Source organism: Ralstonia sp. A12, assembly GCF_000801955.1.
Lineage (GTDB): Bacteria > Pseudomonadota > Gammaproteobacteria > Burkholderiales > Burkholderiaceae > Ralstonia.
In genome coordinates this window covers 800,703-821,669 of the sequence record NZ_JSZO01000001.1, presented here as the reverse complement: position 1 = coordinate 821,669, position 20,967 = coordinate 800,703, and the positions used below count along the sequence as shown (strand labels likewise).

Annotated in this window: 20 protein-coding genes; 8 read left to right on the top strand and 12 right to left on the bottom strand. The window is 63.2% G+C overall.

Annotated features, from left to right (window positions below):
• Positions 1-7: 7 nt before the first annotated feature.
• Positions 8-883 carry a spermidine synthase gene (locus PI87_RS03780; protein ID WP_039596290.1) on the top strand — a complete coding sequence of 292 codons (876 nt, stop codon included), beginning with the start codon at positions 8-10 and terminating at the stop codon, positions 881-883.
• A 69-nt stretch (positions 884-952) separates the two neighbouring features.
• Here PI87_RS03780 and PI87_RS03775 read toward each other — a convergent pair whose 3' ends face one another.
• The 5 genes from PI87_RS03775 to PI87_RS03755 form a co-directional block, all read right to left on the bottom strand.
• Positions 953-1,351, bottom strand: a complete 399-nt coding sequence (locus PI87_RS03775; RefSeq protein WP_039596289.1) for a nuclear transport factor 2 family protein — start codon at positions 1,349-1,351, stop codon at positions 953-955.
• Between the two features lie 152 nt (positions 1,352-1,503).
• Entirely contained in the window at positions 1,504-2,679 is a 1,176-nt protein-coding gene (locus PI87_RS03770; RefSeq protein ID WP_039596288.1) for a vWA domain-containing protein, read from the bottom strand.
• 13 nt (positions 2,680-2,692) lie between these two features.
• A complete protein-coding gene (locus PI87_RS03765; protein WP_039596287.1) occupies positions 2,693-3,019 on the bottom strand; it encodes a DMT family transporter in 327 nt (108 codons plus the stop codon).
• Positions 3,016-3,621: a GNAT family N-acetyltransferase gene (locus PI87_RS03760; protein WP_039596286.1), complete on the bottom strand. Its 606-nt coding sequence runs from the start codon at positions 3,619-3,621 to the stop codon at positions 3,016-3,018. Before PI87_RS03760 ends, PI87_RS03765 begins: the two co-directional genes overlap by 4 nt.
• 13 nt (positions 3,622-3,634) lie before the next feature.
• Positions 3,635-4,507: an AAA family ATPase gene (locus PI87_RS03755; RefSeq protein ID WP_039596285.1), complete on the bottom strand. Its 873-nt coding sequence runs from the start codon at positions 4,505-4,507 to the stop codon at positions 3,635-3,637.
• A gap of 294 nt (positions 4,508-4,801) precedes the next feature.
• On the opposite strand from PI87_RS03755, the gene PI87_RS03750 reads away from it, so the two are divergent.
• Both PI87_RS03750 and PI87_RS03745 read left to right on the top strand, forming a co-directional pair.
• The gene (locus tag PI87_RS03750) at positions 4,802-5,161 is read left to right on the top strand and encodes a c-type cytochrome (RefSeq protein WP_039596284.1); all 360 of its coding nucleotides are present in this window, start codon (positions 4,802-4,804) and stop codon (positions 5,159-5,161) included.
• Between the two features lie 11 nt (positions 5,162-5,172).
• Positions 5,173-5,559: a c-type cytochrome gene (locus tag PI87_RS03745; protein ID WP_039596283.1), complete on the top strand. Its 387-nt coding sequence runs from the start codon at positions 5,173-5,175 to the stop codon at positions 5,557-5,559.
• Positions 5,560-5,617: 58 nt separating this feature from the next.
• Here PI87_RS03745 and PI87_RS03740 read toward each other — a convergent pair whose 3' ends face one another.
• Positions 5,618-6,052 (bottom strand): DUF1841 family protein, encoded by a 435-nt coding sequence (locus PI87_RS03740; protein ID WP_039596475.1) that lies wholly within the window; start codon positions 6,050-6,052, stop codon positions 5,618-5,620.
• A 106-nt stretch (positions 6,053-6,158) separates the two neighbouring features.
• On the opposite strand from PI87_RS03740, the gene PI87_RS03735 reads away from it, so the two are divergent.
• Positions 6,159-7,094: a DMT family transporter gene (locus PI87_RS03735; protein WP_039596282.1), complete on the top strand. Its 936-nt coding sequence runs from the start codon at positions 6,159-6,161 to the stop codon at positions 7,092-7,094.
• Positions 7,095-7,176: 82 nt separating this feature from the next.
• On the opposite strand, the gene PI87_RS03730 is transcribed toward PI87_RS03735, so the two are convergent.
• Positions 7,177-8,979 (bottom strand): S10 family peptidase, encoded by a 1,803-nt coding sequence (locus tag PI87_RS03730; RefSeq protein ID WP_442965454.1) that lies wholly within the window; start codon positions 8,977-8,979, stop codon positions 7,177-7,179.
• A gap of 610 nt (positions 8,980-9,589) precedes the next feature.
• Between PI87_RS03730 and PI87_RS03725 the strand changes: the two genes are divergently transcribed.
• The gene (locus PI87_RS03725) at positions 9,590-10,177 is read left to right on the top strand and encodes a malonic semialdehyde reductase (protein WP_039596280.1); all 588 of its coding nucleotides are present in this window, start codon (positions 9,590-9,592) and stop codon (positions 10,175-10,177) included.
• 51 nt (positions 10,178-10,228) lie between these two features.
• Here PI87_RS03725 and nth read toward each other — a convergent pair whose 3' ends face one another.
• Together nth and rsxB are read right to left on the bottom strand one after the other, a co-directional pair.
• Entirely contained in the window at positions 10,229-10,873 is a 645-nt protein-coding gene (nth, locus tag PI87_RS03720; protein ID WP_039596279.1) for an endonuclease III, read from the bottom strand.
• 18 nt (positions 10,874-10,891) lie between these two features.
• Positions 10,892-11,722, bottom strand: coding sequence for an electron transport complex subunit RsxB (gene rsxB / locus PI87_RS03715; RefSeq protein ID WP_039596278.1), 831 nt, complete (start codon positions 11,720-11,722; stop codon positions 10,892-10,894).
• A gap of 140 nt (positions 11,723-11,862) precedes the next feature.
• Here rsxB and PI87_RS03710 point away from each other — a divergent pair, with 140 nt between their 5' ends.
• Positions 11,863-12,561 carry a TetR/AcrR family transcriptional regulator gene (locus PI87_RS03710; protein ID WP_039596277.1) on the top strand — a complete coding sequence of 233 codons (699 nt, stop codon included), beginning with the start codon at positions 11,863-11,865 and terminating at the stop codon, positions 12,559-12,561.
• A 73-nt stretch (positions 12,562-12,634) separates the two neighbouring features.
• Here PI87_RS03710 and PI87_RS03705 read toward each other — a convergent pair whose 3' ends face one another.
• The gene (locus PI87_RS03705; RefSeq protein WP_039596276.1) at positions 12,635-13,906 is read right to left on the bottom strand and encodes a polyhydroxyalkanoate depolymerase; all 1,272 of its coding nucleotides are present in this window, start codon (positions 13,904-13,906) and stop codon (positions 12,635-12,637) included.
• A gap of 195 nt (positions 13,907-14,101) precedes the next feature.
• Positions 14,102-15,298 (bottom strand): amino acid aminotransferase, encoded by a 1,197-nt coding sequence (locus PI87_RS03700; RefSeq protein WP_039596275.1) that lies wholly within the window; start codon positions 15,296-15,298, stop codon positions 14,102-14,104.
• Between the two features lie 323 nt (positions 15,299-15,621).
• Between PI87_RS03700 and uvrB the strand changes: the two genes are divergently transcribed.
• Both uvrB and PI87_RS03690 read left to right on the top strand, forming a co-directional pair.
• A complete protein-coding gene (gene uvrB / locus PI87_RS03695; RefSeq protein WP_039596274.1) occupies positions 15,622-17,715 on the top strand; it encodes an excinuclease ABC subunit UvrB in 2,094 nt (697 codons plus the stop codon).
• Positions 17,716-17,906: 191 nt separating this feature from the next.
• Complete coding sequence (locus PI87_RS03690; RefSeq protein ID WP_039596273.1) at positions 17,907-19,991, top strand: site-specific recombinase; 2,085 nt, start codon at positions 17,907-17,909, stop codon at positions 19,989-19,991.
• Here PI87_RS03690 and rbsK read toward each other — a convergent pair.
• Positions 19,988-20,950, bottom strand: a complete 963-nt coding sequence (rbsK, locus tag PI87_RS03685; RefSeq protein ID WP_039596272.1) for a ribokinase — start codon at positions 20,948-20,950, stop codon at positions 19,988-19,990. The genes PI87_RS03690 and rbsK overlap by 4 nt on opposite strands.
• Positions 20,951-20,967 lie beyond the last annotated feature (17 nt).

Here is a 20,967-nt window from a genome sequence, read left to right as displayed (position 1 = left end):
CCGCTTTATGACGCTGTTGAAACGTAAATCCATCGAGGCCGTGGCCTCGCGCCGTCCTGCTCGCGCCAAGCGCGAAGACCGTCTGGACCATGACGATGAACCGAAGCGCATGGCCCCGCGCTTTGCCCCGGTCACGTTCTCGGAACTGGCCGGCGTGCGCTATCTGCACTTCGGTACCGAGTGGGTGCAGGGCGCCATGCGCTTGTCCAAACCGGATGCCATCGAACTGGAATACGCCCAGCAGATGATGGCGTGGCTGCTGTTTCTCGATCCGAACTCACGCCCGGATTTCCATGTTGTGCAGTTGGGCTTGGGCGCTGCGGCGCTGACCAAGTTCTGCCATCGTCAGCTCGCGCCAGCACAGGTCACGGCGGTGGAACTGAATCCGTCGGTCATCGTCGCCGCACGCAGCATGTTCAACATGCAATTCGACGACGCGCGCCTGAGCGTGCTGGAGCAGGACGCCTATGACTGGGTGATGGACGCCAACCACCACGGCAGCGTCGATGCATTGCAGATCGACCTTTACGACGCCACCGCACGCGGCCCGGTGCTCGATACGCCGGCGTTCTACAAGGCTTGCCGCCAAGTGCTGCGCTCGCCGGGCGTGATGACCATCAACTTGTTTGGCGACCACACTAGCTTCCCGCGCAACATCGAGCGCATTTGCGATGCGTTCGACAACCGCGTGCTCGTCTTCCCCGAAGTGCACGACGGCAACGTGATTGCGCTGGCATTCAACGGGCCGCCGCTGCATGTGAGCTGGGAGGCCGTGCAAGAACGTGCTGCGGCGCTGCAGGCTTCGCTCAAGTTGCCGACCAAGGGTTGGGCAGAAGGGCTGCGCAACGCCAATGCGGGCCAAGACGGCATGCTGACGATCTGACATCACAGCAATTCGCCAATGCAAAACGCCCCGGACTTCCGGGGCGTTTGTTTTTGCGAGGCTGCGTGCTCAGGCCGCGTCGCCCATGCCGGGCATCTGATCAATGAAGCCGGTTACCACGTGCATGCGGTCGCCTTCAATGCGCACGAAGTCCGTGCCCTTGACCAGCGCCTGGCCGTCCGGCCCGAGCGTCCAGCGGAAACGGATCGTGTCCTGCACCACGTCCACGCCGCCATCACGTGCAAAGCGGAAGCCCGGAAACTTGGCCTGCACGCCAACGATGAGCGCATCGATGCCGTCATGGCCGGCGCCCTGCATCAGCGGGTCGACATAGGTGGCGCCTTCGGTCCAGGTCTGCGCGACGAGGGTGCGGCGTTGCGCGGTGTCGGTCGCATTCCAGGCCGCGATGTAGTGATCGACCAGCGTGTCGGCAAGGGTTTCGTTGGCGGCGAGTTGCGTGGCGGTCATGGCGTTTCTCCGTTCGAAGTGGGGGAGGCTGCAGAGCACGGTGATTCGTCTTCCGTGCTGCATGGCTTCATCTTCGGCACCGGCGTGGATGGTGTCGATTACGCGGCAGGTAATCACCGCATCCACGCCCGGAGAAACAGGAGGGAGGTTCGCTACTTGGACAGCAGCCGCATCGCTGATTCCAGCCCGGCAATGGTCACCGGATACATCCGCGTCTTCACGATCTGGTTGATGACCGAGATGGACTGGCGGTACTCCCACAAGCCTTCCGGCTCGGGGTTGAGCCAGACGAATTTCGGGAACTGCTCGATCAGCCGCTTGAGCCACGTGGCGCCGGCTTCGGCGTTGTTGTATTCCACCGAGCCGCCAGCCTGCAGGATCTCGTACGGGCTCATCGTCGCGTCACCCACGAAGATCAGCTTGTAATCGGGCGGGTACTTGCGGATGACATCCCACGTGGAGAACCGCTCCGCATGGCGGCGGCGGTTGTTCTTCCACAGGTGCTCGTACACGCAGTTGTGGAAGTAGTAGTACTCGAGGTGCTTGAACTCGGTCTTGGCGGCGGAGAAGAGCTCTTCCACACGCTTGATGTGGTCGTCCATCGAGCCGCCCACATCCATCAACATCAGTACCTTGACGTTGTTGTGCCGCTCGGGGCGCATCTTGATGTCGAGCATGCCGGCATTGGCGGCGGTGGAGTGGATGGTGTCGTCCAGATCCAGCTCGATGTCCGCACCATCACGCGCGAACTTGCGCAGGCGGCGCAGCGCCACTTTGATGTTGCGTGTGCCGAGTTCGACGGTGTCGTCGTAGTCCTTGTACGCGCGTGCTTCCCACACCTTGACCGCCGTGCGGTTGCCCTTCGATGGCCCGCCGATACGGATGCCCTCCGGGTTGTAGCCGCCGTGCCCGAACGGCGACGTGCCGCCGGTGCCGATCCACTTGCTGCCGCCTTCGTGGCGCTCGTGCTGCTCGCCCAGCAGTTCCTTCAGGCGCTCCATCAGTTTGTCGAGACCGCCCATGGCTTCGACCTTGGCTTTCTCTTCCGGCGAGAGCTCGCGCTCCAGCTTCTTGATGAGCCAGTCGAGCGGAATGTCGGCCTTCCAGTCGACCGCGCCTTCCACGCCCTTGAAGTACGCGCCGAAAGCCTGGTCGAACTTGTCGAAGTGCTTCTCGTCCTTCACCAGCGTCATGCGCGCCAGGAAGTAGAACTCGTCGAGCGATGGCGCAATGACCTGCTGCTTGAGCCCTTCAAGCAGCGTCAGGTATTCCTTGACCGAGACGGGCAGCTTGGCGTGCCGCAGGGTAAAGAAGAAATCGATGAGCATGTTGGTCTCCTGCTCAGTGTGAGGTGCCGCTCAGGTTCAGCAGCACCACGCCGCACACCACCATGCCGATGCCCGACAGCTTGGCCATCGACAGGCCTTCCTTGAACAGCATCACGCCCACGATGGCCGTTAGCACCGTACCCACGCCCGACCACACCGCATACGTGATGCTCATGTCGATGCGCTTCATGACGATCGCCAGGCCCCAGAAGGCGAGTCCGTAGCAGATGGCCGTGCCGATGATCCATAGCGGCTTGGAGAAGCCCTCGGAGAGCTTCAGGCACAGCGTGCCGATCACCTCGGCGACGATGGTGCCGGCCAGCAGCAGCCACGCGTTCATCGCGGCTGCTCCAGCTTGTATTGCAGATGACGTTTCACTGTTAGCCATTCCGATTCGATGATCGAGAACACCACCGTATCGCGAAAGCTGCCGTCCGGCATGCGCTGGTGATTGCGCAGCACGCCGTCCTGTTTCGCACCCAGGCGCGCGATGGCGGCGCGGCTCTGATGGTTCATCCAGTGCGTGCGGAACTCCACGGCAATGCAGCGCAGCGTCTCGAACGCATGCGTGAGCAGCAGCAACTTGCATTCAGTGTTGATGGCGGTGCGCTGGACGGACTTGGCGTACCAGGTGTGGCCAATTTCCAGCCGGCGGTTGGCTTCGTCCACGTTGAAGAGCCGCGTGGCGCCGACCACCTTGCCGGGCTTGCCATCATGCACCTCGCGCACGACAAAGGGCATGGCGCCGAGCCGCTCGCGCATGTCCAGCGCAATGGCCAGCCAATCGCCGGTTTTCTCAGGCGACGGCACAGAGGTGTACCAGAGCTTCCACAGCTCGCCATCAGCGGCTGCAGCGCGCACTTCCTCTTCGTACTCAGGGCCGAGCGGCTCCAGCCAGGCGTGCTGGCCGGCCAGCGTGACGGGCTCGATCAGGCGGGGCATGGCTCGGTCTCGTTCAGCGGTTGGCGCGGTTCATGAAGACCAGGCGCTCGAACAGGTGCACGTCTTGCTCGTTCTTGAGCAGCGCGCCATGCAGCGGCGGAATGGCGGCGTTCTTGTCCTGGCTGCGCAACGATTCCGGCGGAATGTCTTCGGCCAGCAGCAGCTTGAGCCAGTCGATCAGTTCAGAGGTCGACGGCTTCTTCTTCAGCCCCGGCAGGTTGCGCATCTCATAGAACGCGTCCAGCGCGGCCTTGACCAGCGCCGGCTTGATGCCCGGGTAATGCACATCGACGATGGCCTGCATTGTCTCGGCATCCGGAAACTTGATGTAATGGAAGAAGCAGCGGCGCAGGAAGGCGTCGGGCAGTTCCTTCTCGTTGTTCGACGTGATGATCACCAGCGGGCGATGCTTGGCGCGGACGGTTTCACGCGTCTCGTACACGTAGAACTCCATGCGATCCAGCTCGCGCAGCAGATCGTTGGGGAATTCGATGTCGGCCTTGTCGATCTCGTCGATCAGCAGCACGACCTGCTGGTCGGCCTCAAAGGCTTGCCACAGCACGCCCTTGACGATGTAGTTGCGGATGTCGTGGACCTTGTCGTCGCCTAGTTGCGAGTCGCGCAGGCGCGAAACGGCGTCGTATTCGTACAGGCCCTGTTGCGCTTTGGTGGTGGATTTCACGTGCCACTGCAGCAGCGGCATGCCCAGCGCGGCGGCCACTTCCTCGGCCAGCATGGTCTTGCCCGTGCCCGGCTCGCCCTTGATGAGCAGCGGACGCTGCAACGTCCTGGATGCGTTGACAGCAAGCTTGAGGTCATCGGTGGCGACGTACTGGTCGGAGCCCTCGAAGCGTGCGGACGGGGCAGGCGTGGTAGTGGGGTTCATCGGGCAAGCCTACTGGGCGGTAAAAGAATCGGAAACGGCCAGTATAAGAGAGTTTGGGCGTTTGCTGCCCAACGCTGCCAGGGCGCGCGGGCGCGCCATTCCCCGCTGTCAAGTCACGGGACCCCTAACTGGACTGGAAAAAAACGGGTGCGCTACAATGCGCCGGTTTGACACACCTCAAACGACCGTCTTAAGGCACCTTGCCTGCAGCCGGTGGAAGCGCCCAGAGAGACAGCCGGCTGACACAAGCTGGCAGGGCGAGCAGGATTCTGAAACTCCACGCTTAAGAACGAGATGAAAAAGATCCTCACCATGGCGGCCGCTTTGGGCGCATTCGGCGCGCTGGCTGCGTCAGCCACCGCTGCCGACGTCCAGGGCAATCCGGCCGCCGCTGAAAGCAAGGTCGCCATGTGCATCGGCTGCCATGCCATCCCCGACTACAAAACGTCGTTCCCCGAGGTGTATCGCGTGCCCTACCTGGGCGGCCAGAACGCCAAGTACATCGAGTCCGCATTGCATGCGTACCAGAAGGGTGACCGCAAGCATCCGACCATGCGCGCCATCGCCGGGTCGCTGACGGATCAGGACATCGCCAACCTCGCTGCGTACTACTCGCAGCAGACGGCTGCCACGCCCAACAACCCCCGGAAGTGACGAGGACGAACATGAAGAAGATCTCGCTCAGCTTGGGCGCGTTGATCCTGGGTGCTGCTGTGTCGGCACAAGCCGCTGATCTGGAAAAGGGCAAGCAACTGGTGGAGAAGGGCACGTGCGCGGCCTGCCACGGTGCCGGCCTGAATGCCCCGATCTCGCCAGACTACCCGAAGCTGGCTGGCCAGCACGGCGACTACATCTACCACGCGCTGCTGGCCTATCAGACCAGCAACAATCCGCTGATGGGCCGCAGCAACGCCATCATGGCGGGCCAGGTCAACAGCAACCCGGCCACCATCGGCGCGGACGGCAAGCCGCGTCCGTTCACCGAGGCGGAACTGAAGGACATCGCCGCCTATATCGAATCGCTGCCGGGCTCGCTGGTGCTCAAGAAGTAAGCCGGTGCATCGGCAAAGAAAAACCGCTCTTCGGAGCGGTTTTTTTATGGCTTCAGATTCAGCGGGCCGTGGCGCGCTTGCGCACGCACTCGATATACGCCTCGCCGTCGGGCGGCAGGCCGGTGCGCTGCGCCGTCCACAACATCTGGCCGAGGCATTCCATCACCTGATGCTGCGCCTCGTGCGGCGAATCCAGCCGTTGGGCCAACAACTCATACGCAGCACGAATGCCGCGCGGCTGGTCCACCGACACCTGTTCGCTGATCGACAGATGCATCGACAGGTGCAGGAATGGATTGCTCTGGCCGCTCTCAGGCGCGTAGTCGCGGGCGAGGGCGTCTTCGCCCGCATCCAGGGTGTCGTGATATTCGGGATGCTCTTGCATCCAGTCGACCGCCATGGCTTCAAGCGGCGTGATGATTTCGGCCTGGCGATGCTTGCGCCAGGCGCCGCAAAAGAATTGACGGACTTCGTCGCGGGAGGGATTAAACATGATCCCGCTATTGTACCGGCCCGCCTTGGTGCGTGCCGGGGCCCCGAGCGGCGCCAACGTTACAATGGCGGCCCACACCGCAGACGGCGACAAAACGCCGCGCACCATGAGACAACGCACCGATTCCACCCTCGCCGCACGCGCCGCAGACAAGCTGCTCGGTGTGCTGCTGATCGCCATTTCCGCCGCTTCGTTCGGGGCGATGGCGATCTTCACGCACTACGCCTATGCGAGCGGCGCCAACGTGGTGGGTTTGCTGATGGTGCGCTTCGTCGTCGCGGCACTGGCGCTGATGGTGGTAATGCGTGTGCGGCGCATCGGGATTCCGCCGTGGTCCCGTGTGCTCGGGCTGGCGGCCATGGGCGGCATTGGGTATGCGGGGCAGTCGTTCACGTTCTTCTCGGCGCTGAACTATGCACCGGCCAGCCTGGTGGCGCTGCTGCTGTATCTGTATCCGATGTTCGTGACGGTACTGGCGGCGGTGTTCCTGCGCGAACGGTTGACTACGGCGGCCATCGTGGCGCTGGTGCTGTGTTCGGTGGGCGCGGGGCTGACAGTGGGCGGTGCGGGCCTGTCGGGTGGCAGCCTGCTCGGCATTGCGCTGGGCGTGGCATCTGCCGTGATCTACTCGATCTACATCACCGTGGGCGCACGCGTGACGCACGGGGTGGACCCGCTGGCGTGTACCACGATCATCTGTGCAGCTGCGGGTGTCGTCTACACGGGCATGGCGCTGGCCGGTGCGCCGGCGCAGTTGCCGGGCACAGTGGGTGGCTGGGCTGCTGCGCTGGCAATTGCCGGACTGTCGACGGTGGTGGCCATCCTGACCTTCTTTGCCGGCCTGCAGAAGCTGGGCGCGGCGCAGGCGTCGATGCTCTCTACGCTGGAGCCGGTGGTGACGGTGCTGCTGGCTGCGTTGCTGCTGGGCGAGTCGATCGCGCCCACGCAGATGATCGGCGGGGCGCTGATTCTGGCCGGCGTGCTGTGGTTGACGCGTGCCGACGCGAAGCCCACGGGCCACCGCGCACAAGACATGGCCTGAGCTTCATCGACGGCTGCAAACAAAAAACCGCCCGGCCTTGTGCGAACTCGGCCGGGCGGTTTTGCATTGCACCTTCAGGCGATTACTTCTTCACGCCCTCCGGCAGACGCTGCAGGCCCTGCACCCGCATCAAGGCCGGACGGTCGGCCATCACGCCATCGTAGAACGAGGCCAGGTCACCCTTGAGCGCGGTGCGCGACGCATCGTTCAGATAGATCATGTGGCCCGACGGGTAGTTCTTGATCGTCAGGTTTTTGGCCTTGATGGTCGGGTCAAGCGGCATCTGCGCCAGCGTCAGCTCGGTCTGGTGGAACGGCGTGACGGCGTCGAAGTAGCCACTGGCTTGCAGCACCTTCAGGTCCGGGTTCAGGCTCATCGTCGAGGCAAGATCGCCTGCCGTGTAGAGCGTGTTGCCGCCGCCCCTGTTGGCACCGGTCGGGTCGATGTGGCTGAAGTCCCAGTTATTGAACACGGCGTCGTTCAGGTCCACGAACGACGAGGTCGACGTGTACTTGAGTTGGGTGTTCAGGTAGCTGTTCCACAGCACCGTGTAGGCGCCGCCGATGTTGGAGATCGACGGATCGTTGCTGCCTGAATTCGGCAGGATGAACGGTGCGATGCCCTGGCCCGTGTAGTTGGCGCGGCCGTCATACTGGCCGATCTGGATGCCCGGATTCAGCGTCAGGAAAAACGTGTACGGCGGGTTGTTGTTCTGCGACGGAACGTTGCCCAGTGCAGCCGGGTTGCCGAACGTCTGAATCAACGAGATCGGATCGGTGCCGATGTACGAGCCCATCGTCTGTGCGGCCTGCAGATTCAGGTTCAGGCGCACGTTGACGAGGCCGCCGTCTTGCGGGTTGGGCGCCTGCGCCAGCGGCGTGAGCGTGTTGTCCGCGTAGTTGCGGGCCTGGACCATGTAGCTGTCGAGGTCGCCCGGCGGCGGGTTGCCCGTCGTCTTCTTCCAATACCAAGCGTCTGCGGCCAGCGTCGGGAAGGTGCCGATCGCCGAGAGCGCATTCGAGTAGTCGAGGATCGACGACTGTAGCGTGATGCCGTTCAGCTCGATGCCGTCTTCATGCAGGATCCACGACAGCACCGCGCTGCGTGCCGTGCCATACGACTCGCCGAACAGGAACTTGGGCGAGTTCCAGCGCGCGTTCTTGGTCAGGTAGCGCTGGATGAAGCGGTCGATCGAGTGCGCGTCCTGGTCAGTGCCCCAGAAGTCCTTGTTCTTGGCCGGGGCGATGGCGGCCGAATATCCGGTGCCCACCGGGTTGATGAACACGAGATCGGAGCGGTCAAGCAGGCTGTCCGGGTTGTCTGGCAGCTTGTACGGTGCCGGCGGCGTGAAGTTCGGGAACGACGATTGCAGGCGCTTCGGCCCGAACGAGCCCAGCAGCAGGAACACCGACGACGAACCGGGGCCGCCGTTATAGAAGAACGTCACCGGGCGCGGCTTGGACGGGTCCGGATTGTCCTGTGTGTATGCCACGTAGAACATCGTCGCATTGGACTTCGACGTGACGGGGTCGATGGTCGTCAGGTGGCCGGCGGTGGCCGTGTAGGCGATGCTCTTGCCGCCGATGCTCACCGTGTGGTGGGTGACGGCGGCGCTTTCGCCGGGGTCTGCAGCCAGGGCGTCATTGGGACCAGTGCCGTAGACGTTCGGGTCCACGTAGGGCTGATCGGGCGGCGTGGCTGCCGTCACCGGTGCGGTCGTCTTGCTGGAATCCACAGCGGTGCCGCTGGGGTTGGCCGTGGCGGAGGAGTCTGAGCCGCCGCAACCTGCCAGCAGTGCTGCAGAGAGCGCTGCAGCCAGAAGCGATGCGCCCAGGGCTTTGGGCAAACCTGCAAAATCACTGGTCGATAACCTGGATTTTTTCATGGCGATAAAGGCCTTTTTCAGGATGACGAACGCCATCACTTAAAACGGATAGTTTTAAGTTGGCTCCATATCTGATTTGCGTTTTGTAATATCGATTCAGCGCAAAGCAGATATTCTGATTTCCCGCCTCTTGCGGGGGAACTAATTCAATGCATTTTTATTCGGCAAAATAATCCCCCTGAAACCTGATCGGGTTTCAAAAAATAGGAACAGCGCCGGAGTCAAGGTGACAGGATGTTTGCGCAAAGCCAGTAATGGCAATGCGGAAACGTTAGCGCGAATGCATCCGCGCACTTTAGGGAAATCAAAGTGCGAATCCGGTTCGCTCAACCCTGCTGGTAATTCAATGACGAACGAAAAAGTAGTTCGTAAGGAAACCGTTGTAAAGGTCTGTTTTTCACAGTGTGTAGTTGACTGGTAAAAATGACAGTGCTCGTGCGATGGCGCGCTGCAATAACGACGATTAAATACAAAGAAAGCATGTCGTTTCTACTGTTGCGGTGAAGTTGGTGATTGCCGCGCCGCAATCCCTGGGTGCGCGTAGGGGCAGCGCGCGCGCAGTGCAGCGCATTACAATGCGCTCCTTGACTCTTTTCAGGAGCGCTTAGCAATGCCCATGCTTGAACCGTCCGTGCTGGACCAACTGTTCCATGAAGCCCGCACCCACAACGTGTGGTTGGACAAGCCGGTCGACGATGAACTGCTGAACACGCTGTACGAGACCGTCAAATACGGCCCGACCGCCGCCAACAGCACGCCGGCCCGCTTCGTGTTCGTGAAGACCGCGGCTGCCAAAGATCGCCTGATCCCGTGCATGTCGGCCGGCAATCAGGAAAAGACCCGCCAGGCACCTGTGGCCGTGATCGTTGCGTACGACACGCAATTCCATGAGCAACTGCCCAAGCTGTTCCCGCATGCCGATGCGCGTTCGTGGTACGCCGGTGACCAGGCCAAGATCAACGCTGCCGCGCTGATGAACAGCTCGTTGCAGGGCGGCTACCTGGTGATCGCGGCCCGCGCGCTGGGCCTGGATTGCGGTCCGATGGCCGGCTTCGATGCCAACAAGGTCAACGAGACGTTCTTCTCCGATGGCCAGTGGAAGGTCAACTTCATCATGAACATCGGCTACGGCGATGTGGAGAAGCTGCACCCGCGCAACCCGCGTCTGTCGTTTGAAGAGGCGTGCAAGATCGTCTGATCGACCTGCGTGTCGTGCTCAGAAAAACGGGGACTTGATGTCCCCGTTTTTCTATTCCTTCGGCGCCGGTGTCTTCGGCTTGAACTCGCATAGCGGCTCGATCGCGCAATGCCAGCACTCGGGCTTGCGTGCCTTGCACACGTAACGCCCGTGCAGGATCAGCCAGTGATGCGCATCCTGGCGGAATTCCTCCGGCACCACTTTCAGCAGCTTCAACTCAACTTCCAGCACGTTCTTGCCCGGCGCCAGCCCGGTGCGATTGGCCACGCGGAAGATGTGCGTATCCACCGCAATCGTCGGTACGCCAAAGGCGGTGTTCATCACCACGTTGGCGGTCTTGCGGCCCACGCCGGGTAGCGATTCCAGCGCGGCCTGGTCGCGCGGCACCTCGCCACCGAACTGGTCGAGCAGGATGCGGCATGTCTGCAGGATGTGCTTGCCCTTGGTGCGGTACAGCCCGATGGTCTTGATGTATTCGGCCAGCCCTTCCTCGCCCAGCGCCAGCATCTTGGCCGGTGTATCGGCCACCGGAAACAGCTTGCGCGTGGCCTTGTTCACGCCCACATCGGTTGCCTGCGCAGAGAGCAGCACCGCAATCAGCAGCTCAAACGGCGAGGTGTATTCCAGTTCGGTGGTCGGTGTGGGGTTGTTCTCGCGCAGGGTCTCGAAGATGGCGTGGCGCTTGGCGGGATTCATCGTCGGGGCAGGGCAGCGTTAGGGTTTGTCGGCGTCAGGTTTGGCGCCGTGCTCGATCTGGTCGGCGATGCGTTTTCGGCGGGCTTCGGCCTCGTCGATTTGGGCCTGCACGTCTGCCGGCACGTCGGTCACGTTGCGCGGACCTTGCCCGCGCACGGCCATCTCGGCTTGCTTCTGACGCGCGCGCTCAATGGCGGCCTGGATGATCGCCTTCTTGCGCGCTTGCGCGGCACGCTCGGCGTCATCGGCAGGTTGTTCTGCGCTCACCGCAACCAGCTTGGCGGCGGCTTTGGCGGCCAGGCGTGCTTCGTTCTCGGCCTGCTCGCGCTTGAGGCGCGCGTTGCGGAAGTCGTAGCGGTCGCGGGCGACGTCGGCCTGTGCCTGACTCCAGGCGTCCCAGCCCGTGCGTTCGCCGGTGATGGGGATCATGTCGATGCAATCGACCGGGCAGGGCGGCACGCAGAGGTCGCAGCCGGTGCACCAGTCTTCCAGTACCGTGTGCATCGCCTTGGGTGCACCGACGATGGCATCGACCGGGCACGCCTGGATGCACAGCGTGCAGCCGATGCAGCGCTCGGGGTCGATGACAGCCACCGCGCGCGGTTGCTCGATACCGTTGGCTGGGTCCAGCGGCAGCAGCTCACCCGTGCGGCCAAGCACATCGGACAGGCGGCGGACGCCTTCCACGCCGCCGGGTGGGCAGCGGTTGGGCAGCGCCTCACCGCTCGCCATGGCTTCAGCGTACGGGCGGCAGCCGTTGTAGCCGCACTTGGTGCACTGCGTCTGCGGCAGGAGGTTTTCGAGCCGGTCGGCCAAGGATGTGGTCAATGTGGGGACCAAGGAAACCACGATGGGACTTCTCGTTTGAATAGCCTGCCATTATCGCCGATTTGCCGGCTGCGCAAGGGGTGCATGCCCTGACATTGGCCGCGGCGGCCATGTCTTGACCATATGACATAATCCTCAGGTTCTAAACGGACCGACGTGCCATGCCGTCTTACCCAGCCGCGCCGCTCGCCGACATTGATCCGGTCGATTCCTCGGGCGATTCCGCCACACCCCGCGCACGTCGCGACCCCGCCGGTACACGCCGTCGCATCCTTGCCGCAGCGCTTGAAGAGTTCTCACGTGGCGGCTTTGCCGGTGCCCGCGTCGACGCCATCGCCCGTCGCGCCGAGACCAACGAGCGCATGCTGTACTACTACTACGGCAGCAAGGAGAAGCTTTTCCTGACCGTGCTCGAACACATGTACTTTCGCTTCAAGCAGGCGGAAGAGCAGGTGCAGATCGAGTCGTCCGACCCGCGCGAGGCGGTCATCCAACTCGCGCGTTTCGTCTGGGATTTCTATTACGAGAACCCCGAGTTCATCCGCCTGCTCAACAGCGAGAACCTGCATGAGGCGCGGCACCTGAAGACGTCACCGCACCTGGGCGAGCTGGTCAATCCGGTCATCGATGTGCTACGTGGTGTGGTCGAGCGCGGTCAGCGCAGCGGCGTCTTCCACAAGGATGTGGATGTCTCGCGGCTGTATCTCACGATTTCCGCGCTGGGCTACTACGTGCTTTCCAACCGCTACACGATCAGCGCAGTGATCGGCCGCGATATTGCTTCGGCTGATGAGCATGAAGCCTTCGCGCAGTTGCACATCAAGATGCTGCTGGCGTATCTGGAGCGGCCCCAGGGCTGATTGGCACGCCACACCAAGACAAAAAAGCCTCGCGGTTGCGAGGCTTTTTCTTTGGCGTAGCTGGATCAGCGGGTCAGGCGACGGCCTTGATGCGCGGTGCGCCTTGATCGTACTGGCGGATGAAATCGCGCAGTTGCGGATACACCTGCTCGCGCCAGCGGCGGCCCGAGAAGATGCCGTAGTGGCCACACTTCGGTGCGGTCAGATGCTGCTTGCGTGCCTTCGGGATGCCGCTGCACAGGCCGTGCGCGGCTTCGGTCTGGCCGCTGCCGGAAATGTCGTCCAGTTCGCCTTCGATGGTGAACAGCGCGGTGCCCTTGATGTCCTGCGGGCGCACCGGCTTGCCGTCGATCACCCACGTGCCGTTGGCCAGGTGGAATTCCTGGAACACGTCGCGGATGGTCTCAAGGTAATACTCGGCGGCCATGTCGAGCACGGCGTTGTATTCGTCGTAGAAGCGCACGTGCGCTTCGGCGTCTTCTGTGTCGCCTTCGATCAGGTTCAGGTAGTAGTCGTAGTGCGACGAGACGTGGCGATCCGGGTTCATGGCCACGAAGCCTGCGTGCTGCAGGAAGCCCGGATAGACCTTGCGGCCGTGGCCCGGGTAGTTGGCCGGCACCGTGTAGATCACGTTGGTCTCGAACCAGCTATGCGACTTGTTGGTCGCCAGCGAGTTGACGGCGGTCGGGCTCTTACGCGCGTCGATCGGGCCGCCCATCATGGTCATGGTACGCGGCGTCTTCTCGCCGTCCGAGGCCATCAGCGAGATGGCCGCCAGCACCGGCACGGTCGGCTGGCACACCGAGATCACGTGCAGCTTGTCAGCGCCGATGTGGTTGATGAATTCGCGGATGTAGCTGATGTAGTCCGACAGGTGGAATGCACCGTGCTCGGCCGGCACCATGCGTGCGTCGATCCAGTCGGTCACGTACACCTTGTGATCCTGCAGCAGCGTGCGCACGGTATCGCGCAGCAGCGTGGAGTGGTGGCCCGACAGCGGTGCGCACACCAGCACGACCGGCTCATCCTTGAGCAGCTTGATGGTTTCGGCGTCGTCGGCGTAGCGCTTGAAGCGGATCAGGCGGCAGAACGGCTTCTCGATGATGGTCTGCTCGACGATCGGAATGTCGCGCCCGTTGGACTTGACAGAGCGGATGCCGAATTCCGGCTTCTCGTATTCCTTGCCTAGGCGATACAGCAGCTCGTAGCCCGCGGCATAGCGTTGTGCGCCGGGAACCATGGACAGCGGGCTCAGGGGGTTGGTAAAGGTCTTGGCGGTCGCCTGGGCCCAAGCCGTCATGGGGCTGAGCAGGGCGCGCTGGAATTCATGGAGCTGGTAAAGCATGGCTGGACCGATTCGTGGTGGCGGGATCAACGCAAACGATTATGCACCTCGGTGCATGATACTGCGATGCAGCAGAAACCCTGATAACAGAGTGTTGCAAGGTTTGTATGATGCGCCCGTGTCAGCCTAGCGTTATGCAGCAAAAAAGCGGCCGAAGCCGCTTTTCTTTTTGCAATTGCCCACTGGGCGTGGCGCTTACAGCACGTCGGCGATGGCGTTGACCACGGCGTCGATGTTGTGGGTGTTCAGCGCAGCCACGCAGATGCGGCCGGTCGACACAGCGTAGATGCCGTGCTCGTTGCGCAGGCGATCCACCTGGGCCGAGGTCAGGCCCGAGTACGAGAACATGCCGCGCTGGGCCTTCACGAACGAGAAGTCGGTCTTCACGCCCTTGGCGGCCAGCTTGTCGACCAGTGCGTTGCGCATCGACTTGATGCGATCGCGCATTTCGCCCAGTTCCTGCTCCCACATCGCGCGCAGCTCGGGGCTGTTCAGCACGCTGGCGACCACCGTGCCGCCGTGCGTCGGCGGGTTGGAATAGTTGGTGCGGATCACGCGCTTGACCTGCGACAGCACGCGGGTGGCTTCGTCCTTGCTGGTCGTCACGATCGACAGGGCGCCGACGCGCTCGCCGTACAGCGAGAACGACTTCGAGAACGAGCTCGACACGAAGAACGGCAGACCCGATTCAGCAAACAGTTGCACGGCCAGGCCGTCTTGCTGGATGCCGTCAGCAAAGCCTTGGTAAGCCATGTCGAGGAACGGGATCAGGTTCTTGGCCTTGATTACTTCAACGACCTGCTTCCACTGCTCGGTGGTCATGTCCACGCCGGTCGGGTTGTGGCAGCAGGCGTGCAGCACGATGATCGTGTTCGGCGCGTAGCTGTTGAGCGACGCCAGCATGCCGTCAAAGTTCAGGCCGTGCGACGGGGCATCGTAGTACGCATAGTTGACGACGTCGAAACCGGCCGACTCGAACAGCGCGCGGTGGTTTTCCCAGCTCGGGTCGGAAATGGCGACCTTGGCGTCCGGGTACAGGCGCTTGAGGAAGTCGGCGCCGATCTTCAGTGCGCCGGTGCCGCCCAGGGCTTGCGCCGTCACGACACGGCCTTCGGTGATCAGCGGGGACTCTGCGCCGAACAGCAGCTTCTGCACGGCCTGGTCGTAGGCGGCAATGCCTTCGATCGGGAGGTAGCCGCGCGGGGCAGCGGCGGCCAGGCGGGCCTTTTCGGCTTCCTGCACGGCGCGCAGCACCGGAATTTTCCCTTCGTCGGTGAAGTACACGCCCACGCCCAGATTCACTTTGGTGCTGCGGGTATCGGCGTTGAAAGCTTCATTCAGGCCCAGGATGGGGTCGCGCGGGGCCAGTTCGACGGCGGAAAAAAGCGACATGATGTCTCTACGTTCAGTTGGTTCGGAATCTGATGGGATGCTGCAGGCGGTGCACTGCGGACTCCGGGGCGGATCGCCCGGCGCAATAGGCACAAGGCTCGATTGTACCGAATACAGGCTCTAATCGCCCGAAAAATCCTTGCAGAACAGGGGCCTAAAGCGTTTCAGGGGCCGGTACAGATGTGCCGATCCGGATGTCCAAACGATTGCCGGAGGCGCGCGCTACACTAGACGATTGGTTGCAATTGCCGCCGCCGTCCTCATTTGTTGGGGACGTGCGAGTCACTTTGTCGACTTTCTGCGCTGCCATCCACCCCGCCGCCATGACCGATCTGAGCCAAGTCCCCAGCCCGCACGACGAGTCGAAATTCGTCACCTTCGAGGGCTCGCCGTTTCAGCTGTACCAGCCGTATCCGCCGGCCGGCGACCAGCCGGAGGCGATCCGCCAGATCGTCGAGAACATCGGGGATGGCCTGTCGTACCAGACCCTGCTGGGCGTGACGGGCTCGGGCAAGACCTTCACCATGGCCAACGTGATTGCGCAGGTGGGGCGCCCGGCCATCGTGTTTGCGCCCAACAAGACGCTGGCGGCGCAGTTGTATTCGGAGTTTCGCGAGTTCTTCCCGCGCAACGCGGTCGAATACTTCGTCTCGTATTACGACTACTACCAGCCTGAGGCCTACGTGCCGCAGCGCGATCTCTTCATCGAGAAGGATTCGTCGATCAACGAGCACATCGAGCAGATGCGCCTGTCGGCCACCAAGAGCCTGCTGGAGCGGCGCGACGTGGTGATCGTGGCGACCGTGTCGGCCATTTACGGGATCGGCAACCCGACCGAATACCACCAGATGATCCTGACGCTGCGCGCGGGCGACAAGATCAGCCAGCGCGACGTGATCGCACGCCTGATCGCCATGCAGTACACGCGCAACGAGACCGACTTTCAGCGTGGCACCTTCCGCGTGCGCGGCGATACGGTCGACATCTTCCCGGCCGAACACGCCGAGATGGCGGTGCGCCTGGAGTTGTTCGACGACGAGGTTGAATCGCTGCAACTGTTCGACCCGCTCACCGGGCGCGTGCGGCAGAAGATTCCGCGCTTCACTGTGTATCCGTCGAGCCACTATGTGACGCCGCGCGAGACGGTGCTGCGTGCCATCGAGACCATCAAGGCCGAACTGCGCGAGCGCTTGGATTTCTTCTACAAGGAAAACAAGCTGGTGGAAGCGCAGCGGCTGGAGCAGCGCACCCGCTTTGACCTGGAGATGCTGCAGGAGCTGGGCTTCTGCAAGGGCATCGAGAACTATTCGCGGCACCTGTCAGGCTCCGCGCCGGGCGAGCCGCCACCGACGCTGGTCGATTACCTGCCGCCCGATGCGCTGATGTTCCTGGATGAATCGCACGTGCTGATCGGCCAGCTCAACGGCATGTACAACGGTGACCGTGCGCGCAAGGAAACGCTGGCCGAGTTCGGCTTCCGGCTGCCTTCTGCCCTGGACAATCGGCCGCTCAAGTTTGCTGAGTTCCAGACCAAGATGCGGCAGGTCACGTTCGTCTCGGCCACGCCGGGCGATTACGAGAAGGGGCTTGTCAGCGGCACCGAGGTGGTGGAGCAGGTGGTGCGCCCGACCGGCCTCGTCGACCCGGTCATTCACGTGCGGCCCGCGACCACGCAGGTCGACGATCTGCTCTCGGAAATCCACCTGCGCGTGGAAGCCGGCGAGCGGGTGCTGGTGACCACGCTCACCAAGCGCATGGCCGAGCAGTTGACCGAGTTCCTATCGGAGAACGGCGTCAAGGTCCGCTACCTGCACTCGGACATCGATACGGTGGAACGCGTGGAGATCATCCGCGACCTGCGCCTGGGCACATTCGATGTGCTGGTCGGCATCAACCTGCTGCGTGAAGGCCTGGATATTCCAGAAGTGTCTTTGGTGGCGATTCTGGATGCGGACAAGGAAGGCTTCCTGCGCGCAGAGCGCTCGCTGATCCAGACCATTGGCCGCGCGGCGCGTAACGTGAACGGCACGGCCATCCTCTATGCGGATCGCATCACCGAATCGATGAAAAAGGCCATCGGCGAGACCGAGCGCCGCCGCGCTAAGCAGCTCGCCCACAATGAGGCCCACGGCATCACGCCGCGCGGCGTGGTCAAGCGCATCAAGGACATCATCGACGGCGTGTACAACGTCGACGATGCGCGCGCCGAACTCAAGGCCGCGCAAGAGGCCGCCAAGTACGAAGACATGAGCGAGAAGCAGGCGTCCAAGGAAATCAAGCGCCTGGAGAAGCAGATGCTCGATCACGCCAAGAACCTCGAATTCGAAAAGGCGGCGTCGGTGCGCGATCAGCTTGCCAAGCTCAAGTCGCAGCTCTTCGGGGCCAGCGGCGAAGACCATATCGTTCCGGCCGCCTGAACCTCTCGGGCGGTTGATGCGTCGGACATGCACTGCAGCCTCGCCCGAGGCCGGCGGCGGGGGAGTCATGACACAATTGCGGACACATATTCAGGCGCTGCGCGTCGCCTGATCGCGGCATCTACACGTTAAGCAGAAGCATCGGCCCAGGGAGTGGCCGAGCTGAGCGTGTCCGCCAACTAGGGAGTTTGATGTTCAAATTTTTGCTCAATCCGTGGCGCAAATGGCGCGCTTCCCGGCATGCCAGCCATCAACTCGATGCCATCCTGGCGCAGTTCGAGCCCACGCGCAGCCTGGCCGAACGCAATGAATGGCTGATCGAGCTGGCCTATTGGCTGCGCCGCGCAGACCGGCCCACGGGCGCCACGTCGGAATCGTGGCGCTACGCACGCCTGCGCTACCTGCTGCAGGTGCTGGAGAACAACCCAGAACTCGCCGAGCGCGTCGGGCAGACGTTACGCGCCATCGTGCAGGACAACGATCCGGTATCGCTGCTGTGCGACACGGGCCTGTCTTCGCGCTCTGGTTTCTGGGGCGAGCTGGTCGACCGTTGGCAGGCGCGCTGGCTGCCGCCCGCACCCAATCAGCCGCAATTGGCCACGTTGTTTGCACTCCTGTTCATCGGCCCGACCGATGCGCAGTGGGTGGATGGCCTGGACGATGAGCTGGTCACGCGTCTGCATGCGCTGTTCCGTGCCGGCTTGAGCGATGAGGATGAAGCCGCCGGCCAAACGCGGCTGGAGCGCAGCTTGGGGGTGGGTATCCAGATCCTGATCAGCCAGGTGCGGGCGGCGGGGTTGTCGCGTGGCATCCGGATGCGCATGGACCATCCAGAAGTCACGGATTCTCCGTTCTACCGGCTGGCGGATGCGGCCAACGCCATCTTCCTTGAACGCCCCGACGAGGCGCTTGCCACGCCGGAGCGTTTTCCGCAGCAACTCAACTACTTCCGCGCGGTGCTGGACCAATGCCGCACCGCCACCGCCAGCGTCTACCAGCATCTGGACGAGAACGGCGTCTCCGTCGAGGTCGTGTTCCAGGTCGAGCGCATGAAGGCGTGGCTGGGACGCATCGACCTGCTGCTGACAGCCTGGGCCGACGCAAAGGCTTCGCGCCGCTTCGCGCATTTGACGGCTGAGCTGGTATCCGCCAGCCAGCATCGCCGCAGCGTTGGTTACCTGATCCGCTCCACGTTTGCCGATCTGGCACGCAAGGTGGTCGAGCGCTCAGCCGAGAGCGGCGAGCACTACATCACCCGAGACAACAAGGAATACGGGGCGATGGTGAAGGCGGCGGCCGGCGGCGGTGTCATCACCGCGGCTACGGTCTACATCAAGTTCTTCATCGCGGGTGCGCACTTGTCCCGGTTCACCGAGGGCCTGTTCGCGTCGATCAACTACGCGGTGAGCTTTCTCGGCATCCACTTTGCGCACTTCACGCTGGCGACCAAGCAGCCGGCTATGACGGCGCCTGCGCTGGCGCATCGGTTGGACCAGGTGGGCCGCCCGGAAGGGCTGGACCGCTTTGTGGACGATACCGTGGCCATGATCCGCACGAACGCGGCAGCGATCGTCGGGAACCTCGTGGCGGTGGCGCCGGTGGCGTTTCTGGTGCAGTGGGCGGCGGGGCGGTTGTTTCATGCGAACCTGATCTCGCCGGAGAAGGCGGTGGCGACCATTGATTCGTTCTCGATTCTTGGACCAACGCCGCTGTACGCGATTTTCACGGGCGTGCTGCTGTGGGCGTCAAGCCTGGCTGCCGGCTGGGCCGACAACTGGTTTGCGTTGCACCGCGTGGGCGACGTGATTGCCCACCACCGGCGCCTGCGCTTCATGGTGGGCGAGCGTGGTGCGCATCGTATTGCCGGGTTCTGGAAACGCAACCTCTCGGGCATCGTGGCCAACGTGTCGCTGGGGTTCATGCTGGGGCTGGGGCCGGAGATCGTGTCGTTCTTCGGGCCGCACATGGAGGTGCGCCACGTCACGCTGTCGACTGGCGCGGTGGCAACGGCGGTGGGTGTGCTGGGCCCCAGCGTGATGCATACGGCCCCGTTCTGGCTGGCGGTGGCCGGCATTGCGCTGATGGGCGTGCTGAACGTGATGGTGTCGTTTGCGCTGGCGTTCAATATGGCCATGCGCTCACGCAACCTGCGCGGGCTTGATCGCAAGCGCATCACCGGTGCGGTGTGGCGGCGCATTCTGCGCGATCCGCTGTGCCTGCTCGTGCCGCGTGCCCCAACCGAGGCCACGCCGCCGGGCACCAGCACGCCGGCTTAATGTGCGTGCGTGGCGAGCACACCCAGCTCGCTGCGGAAGGGGATGGACGGTTGCGCGCCGAGCCGCGTGACCGACACGGCCGCCGCCGCCTGACCGAACGCGATGGCGGCATCCGGCGCCGCGCCCTCGGCCAACGCGGCCGCCAGCGCGCCAACAAAGGTGTCGCCGGCCGCCGTGGTGTCGACAGCTTGCGCAACAGGCGCGGGCATCAACAGACGCGTGGTGGCATCTACATAGGCAACGCCATGCGCGCCCAGCGTGACCATCACGTGTCGCGCGCCTTGTGCATGCAGGTCAGCCGCCGCATCCAGCGCGGCTTCAGGGGAATCGACCGAGCGAGCGGTCAGTAGCGCCGCTTCGGTTTCATTCGGGATCAGGTAGTCGCACGCCGCCAGCCAGGGTGTCGGCAGCGGGCCGATGGCCGGTGCGGGGTTCAGGATGACAGTCTTGCCCAGCCGGCTCCCGAGCTTGAGCGCGCACTCCACTGCATCCGGCGGCGATTCCAATTGGCAGATGATCACGCGGGCGCGCTCGAACGCCGCGCGTTGTGCTTCGATCATGGCCGGCGTGAGCAACTGATTGGCCCCCGCCACGATCACGATGGTGTTCTGGCCGCTGTCGGCCACCGTCACGCAGGCGATGCCTGTGGCCTCACCGGCATGTACCGACACCATCGACGTATCCACACCTTCGCGCCGCAGGCCGTCGCGCAGGGCCGTGCCATATGCGTCGTCACCCACGCAACCGAGCATGGCGACATGGCCCCCCAGGCGCGCTGCAGCCACGGCCTGGTTGGCACCCTTGCCACCAGGAATCGTCTCCAATGCGGGGGCCGCAACCGTTTGCCCGGGGCGGGGCAAGCGGGGCGTGCGGATCACGAGATCCATGTTGAGGCTGCCGACGATCAGCACGTCGGCAGCCGGGTGGGCAGAAGAGGCGGAAGGGCGCTTGGCCACCATGGCGGACTACGTTGAGA

Bases quoted from the DNA above. Each gene is read 5' to 3' on its own strand.
- PI87_RS03765 (WP_039596287.1), bottom strand. From the start codon at position 3,019: ATGAACGCGTGGCTGCTGCTGGCCGGCACCATCGTCGCCGAGGTGATC.
- PI87_RS03725 (WP_039596280.1), top strand. From the start codon at position 9,590: ATGCCCATGCTTGAACCGTCCGTGCTGGACCAACTGTTCCATGAAGCC.
- PI87_RS03700 (WP_039596275.1), bottom strand. From the start codon at position 15,298: ATGTCGCTTTTTTCCGCCGTCGAACTGGCCCCGCGCGACCCCATCCTG.
- PI87_RS03740 (WP_039596475.1), bottom strand. From the start codon at position 6,052: ATGTTTAATCCCTCCCGCGACGAAGTCCGTCAATTCTTTTGCGGCGCC.
- PI87_RS03780 (WP_039596290.1), top strand. From the start codon at position 8: ATGACGCTGTTGAAACGTAAATCCATCGAGGCCGTGGCCTCGCGCCGT.
- uvrB (WP_039596274.1), top strand. From the start codon at position 15,622: ATGACCGATCTGAGCCAAGTCCCCAGCCCGCACGACGAGTCGAAATTC.
- PI87_RS03735 (WP_039596282.1), top strand. From the start codon at position 6,159: ATGAGACAACGCACCGATTCCACCCTCGCCGCACGCGCCGCAGACAAG.
- PI87_RS03710 (WP_039596277.1), top strand. From the start codon at position 11,863: ATGCCGTCTTACCCAGCCGCGCCGCTCGCCGACATTGATCCGGTCGAT.
- PI87_RS03755 (WP_039596285.1), bottom strand. From the start codon at position 4,507: ATGAACCCCACTACCACGCCTGCCCCGTCCGCACGCTTCGAGGGCTCC.
- nth (WP_039596279.1), bottom strand. From the start codon at position 10,873: ATGAATCCCGCCAAGCGCCACGCCATCTTCGAGACCCTGCGCGAGAAC.
- PI87_RS03775 (WP_039596289.1), bottom strand. From the start codon at position 1,351: ATGACCGCCACGCAACTCGCCGCCAACGAAACCCTTGCCGACACGCTG.
- PI87_RS03770 (WP_039596288.1), bottom strand. From the start codon at position 2,679: ATGCTCATCGATTTCTTCTTTACCCTGCGGCACGCCAAGCTGCCCGTC.
- PI87_RS03750 (WP_039596284.1), top strand. From the start codon at position 4,802: ATGAAAAAGATCCTCACCATGGCGGCCGCTTTGGGCGCATTCGGCGCG.
- PI87_RS03705 (WP_039596276.1), bottom strand. From the start codon at position 13,906: ATGCTTTACCAGCTCCATGAATTCCAGCGCGCCCTGCTCAGCCCCATG.
- rbsK (WP_039596272.1), bottom strand. From the start codon at position 20,950: ATGGTGGCCAAGCGCCCTTCCGCCTCTTCTGCCCACCCGGCTGCCGAC.
- PI87_RS03690 (WP_039596273.1), top strand. From the start codon at position 17,907: ATGTTCAAATTTTTGCTCAATCCGTGGCGCAAATGGCGCGCTTCCCGG.
- PI87_RS03745 (WP_039596283.1), top strand. From the start codon at position 5,173: ATGAAGAAGATCTCGCTCAGCTTGGGCGCGTTGATCCTGGGTGCTGCT.
- PI87_RS03760 (WP_039596286.1), bottom strand. From the start codon at position 3,621: ATGCCCCGCCTGATCGAGCCCGTCACGCTGGCCGGCCAGCACGCCTGG.
- PI87_RS03730 (WP_442965454.1), bottom strand. From the start codon at position 8,979: ATGAAAAAATCCAGGTTATCGACCAGTGATTTTGCAGGTTTGCCCAAA.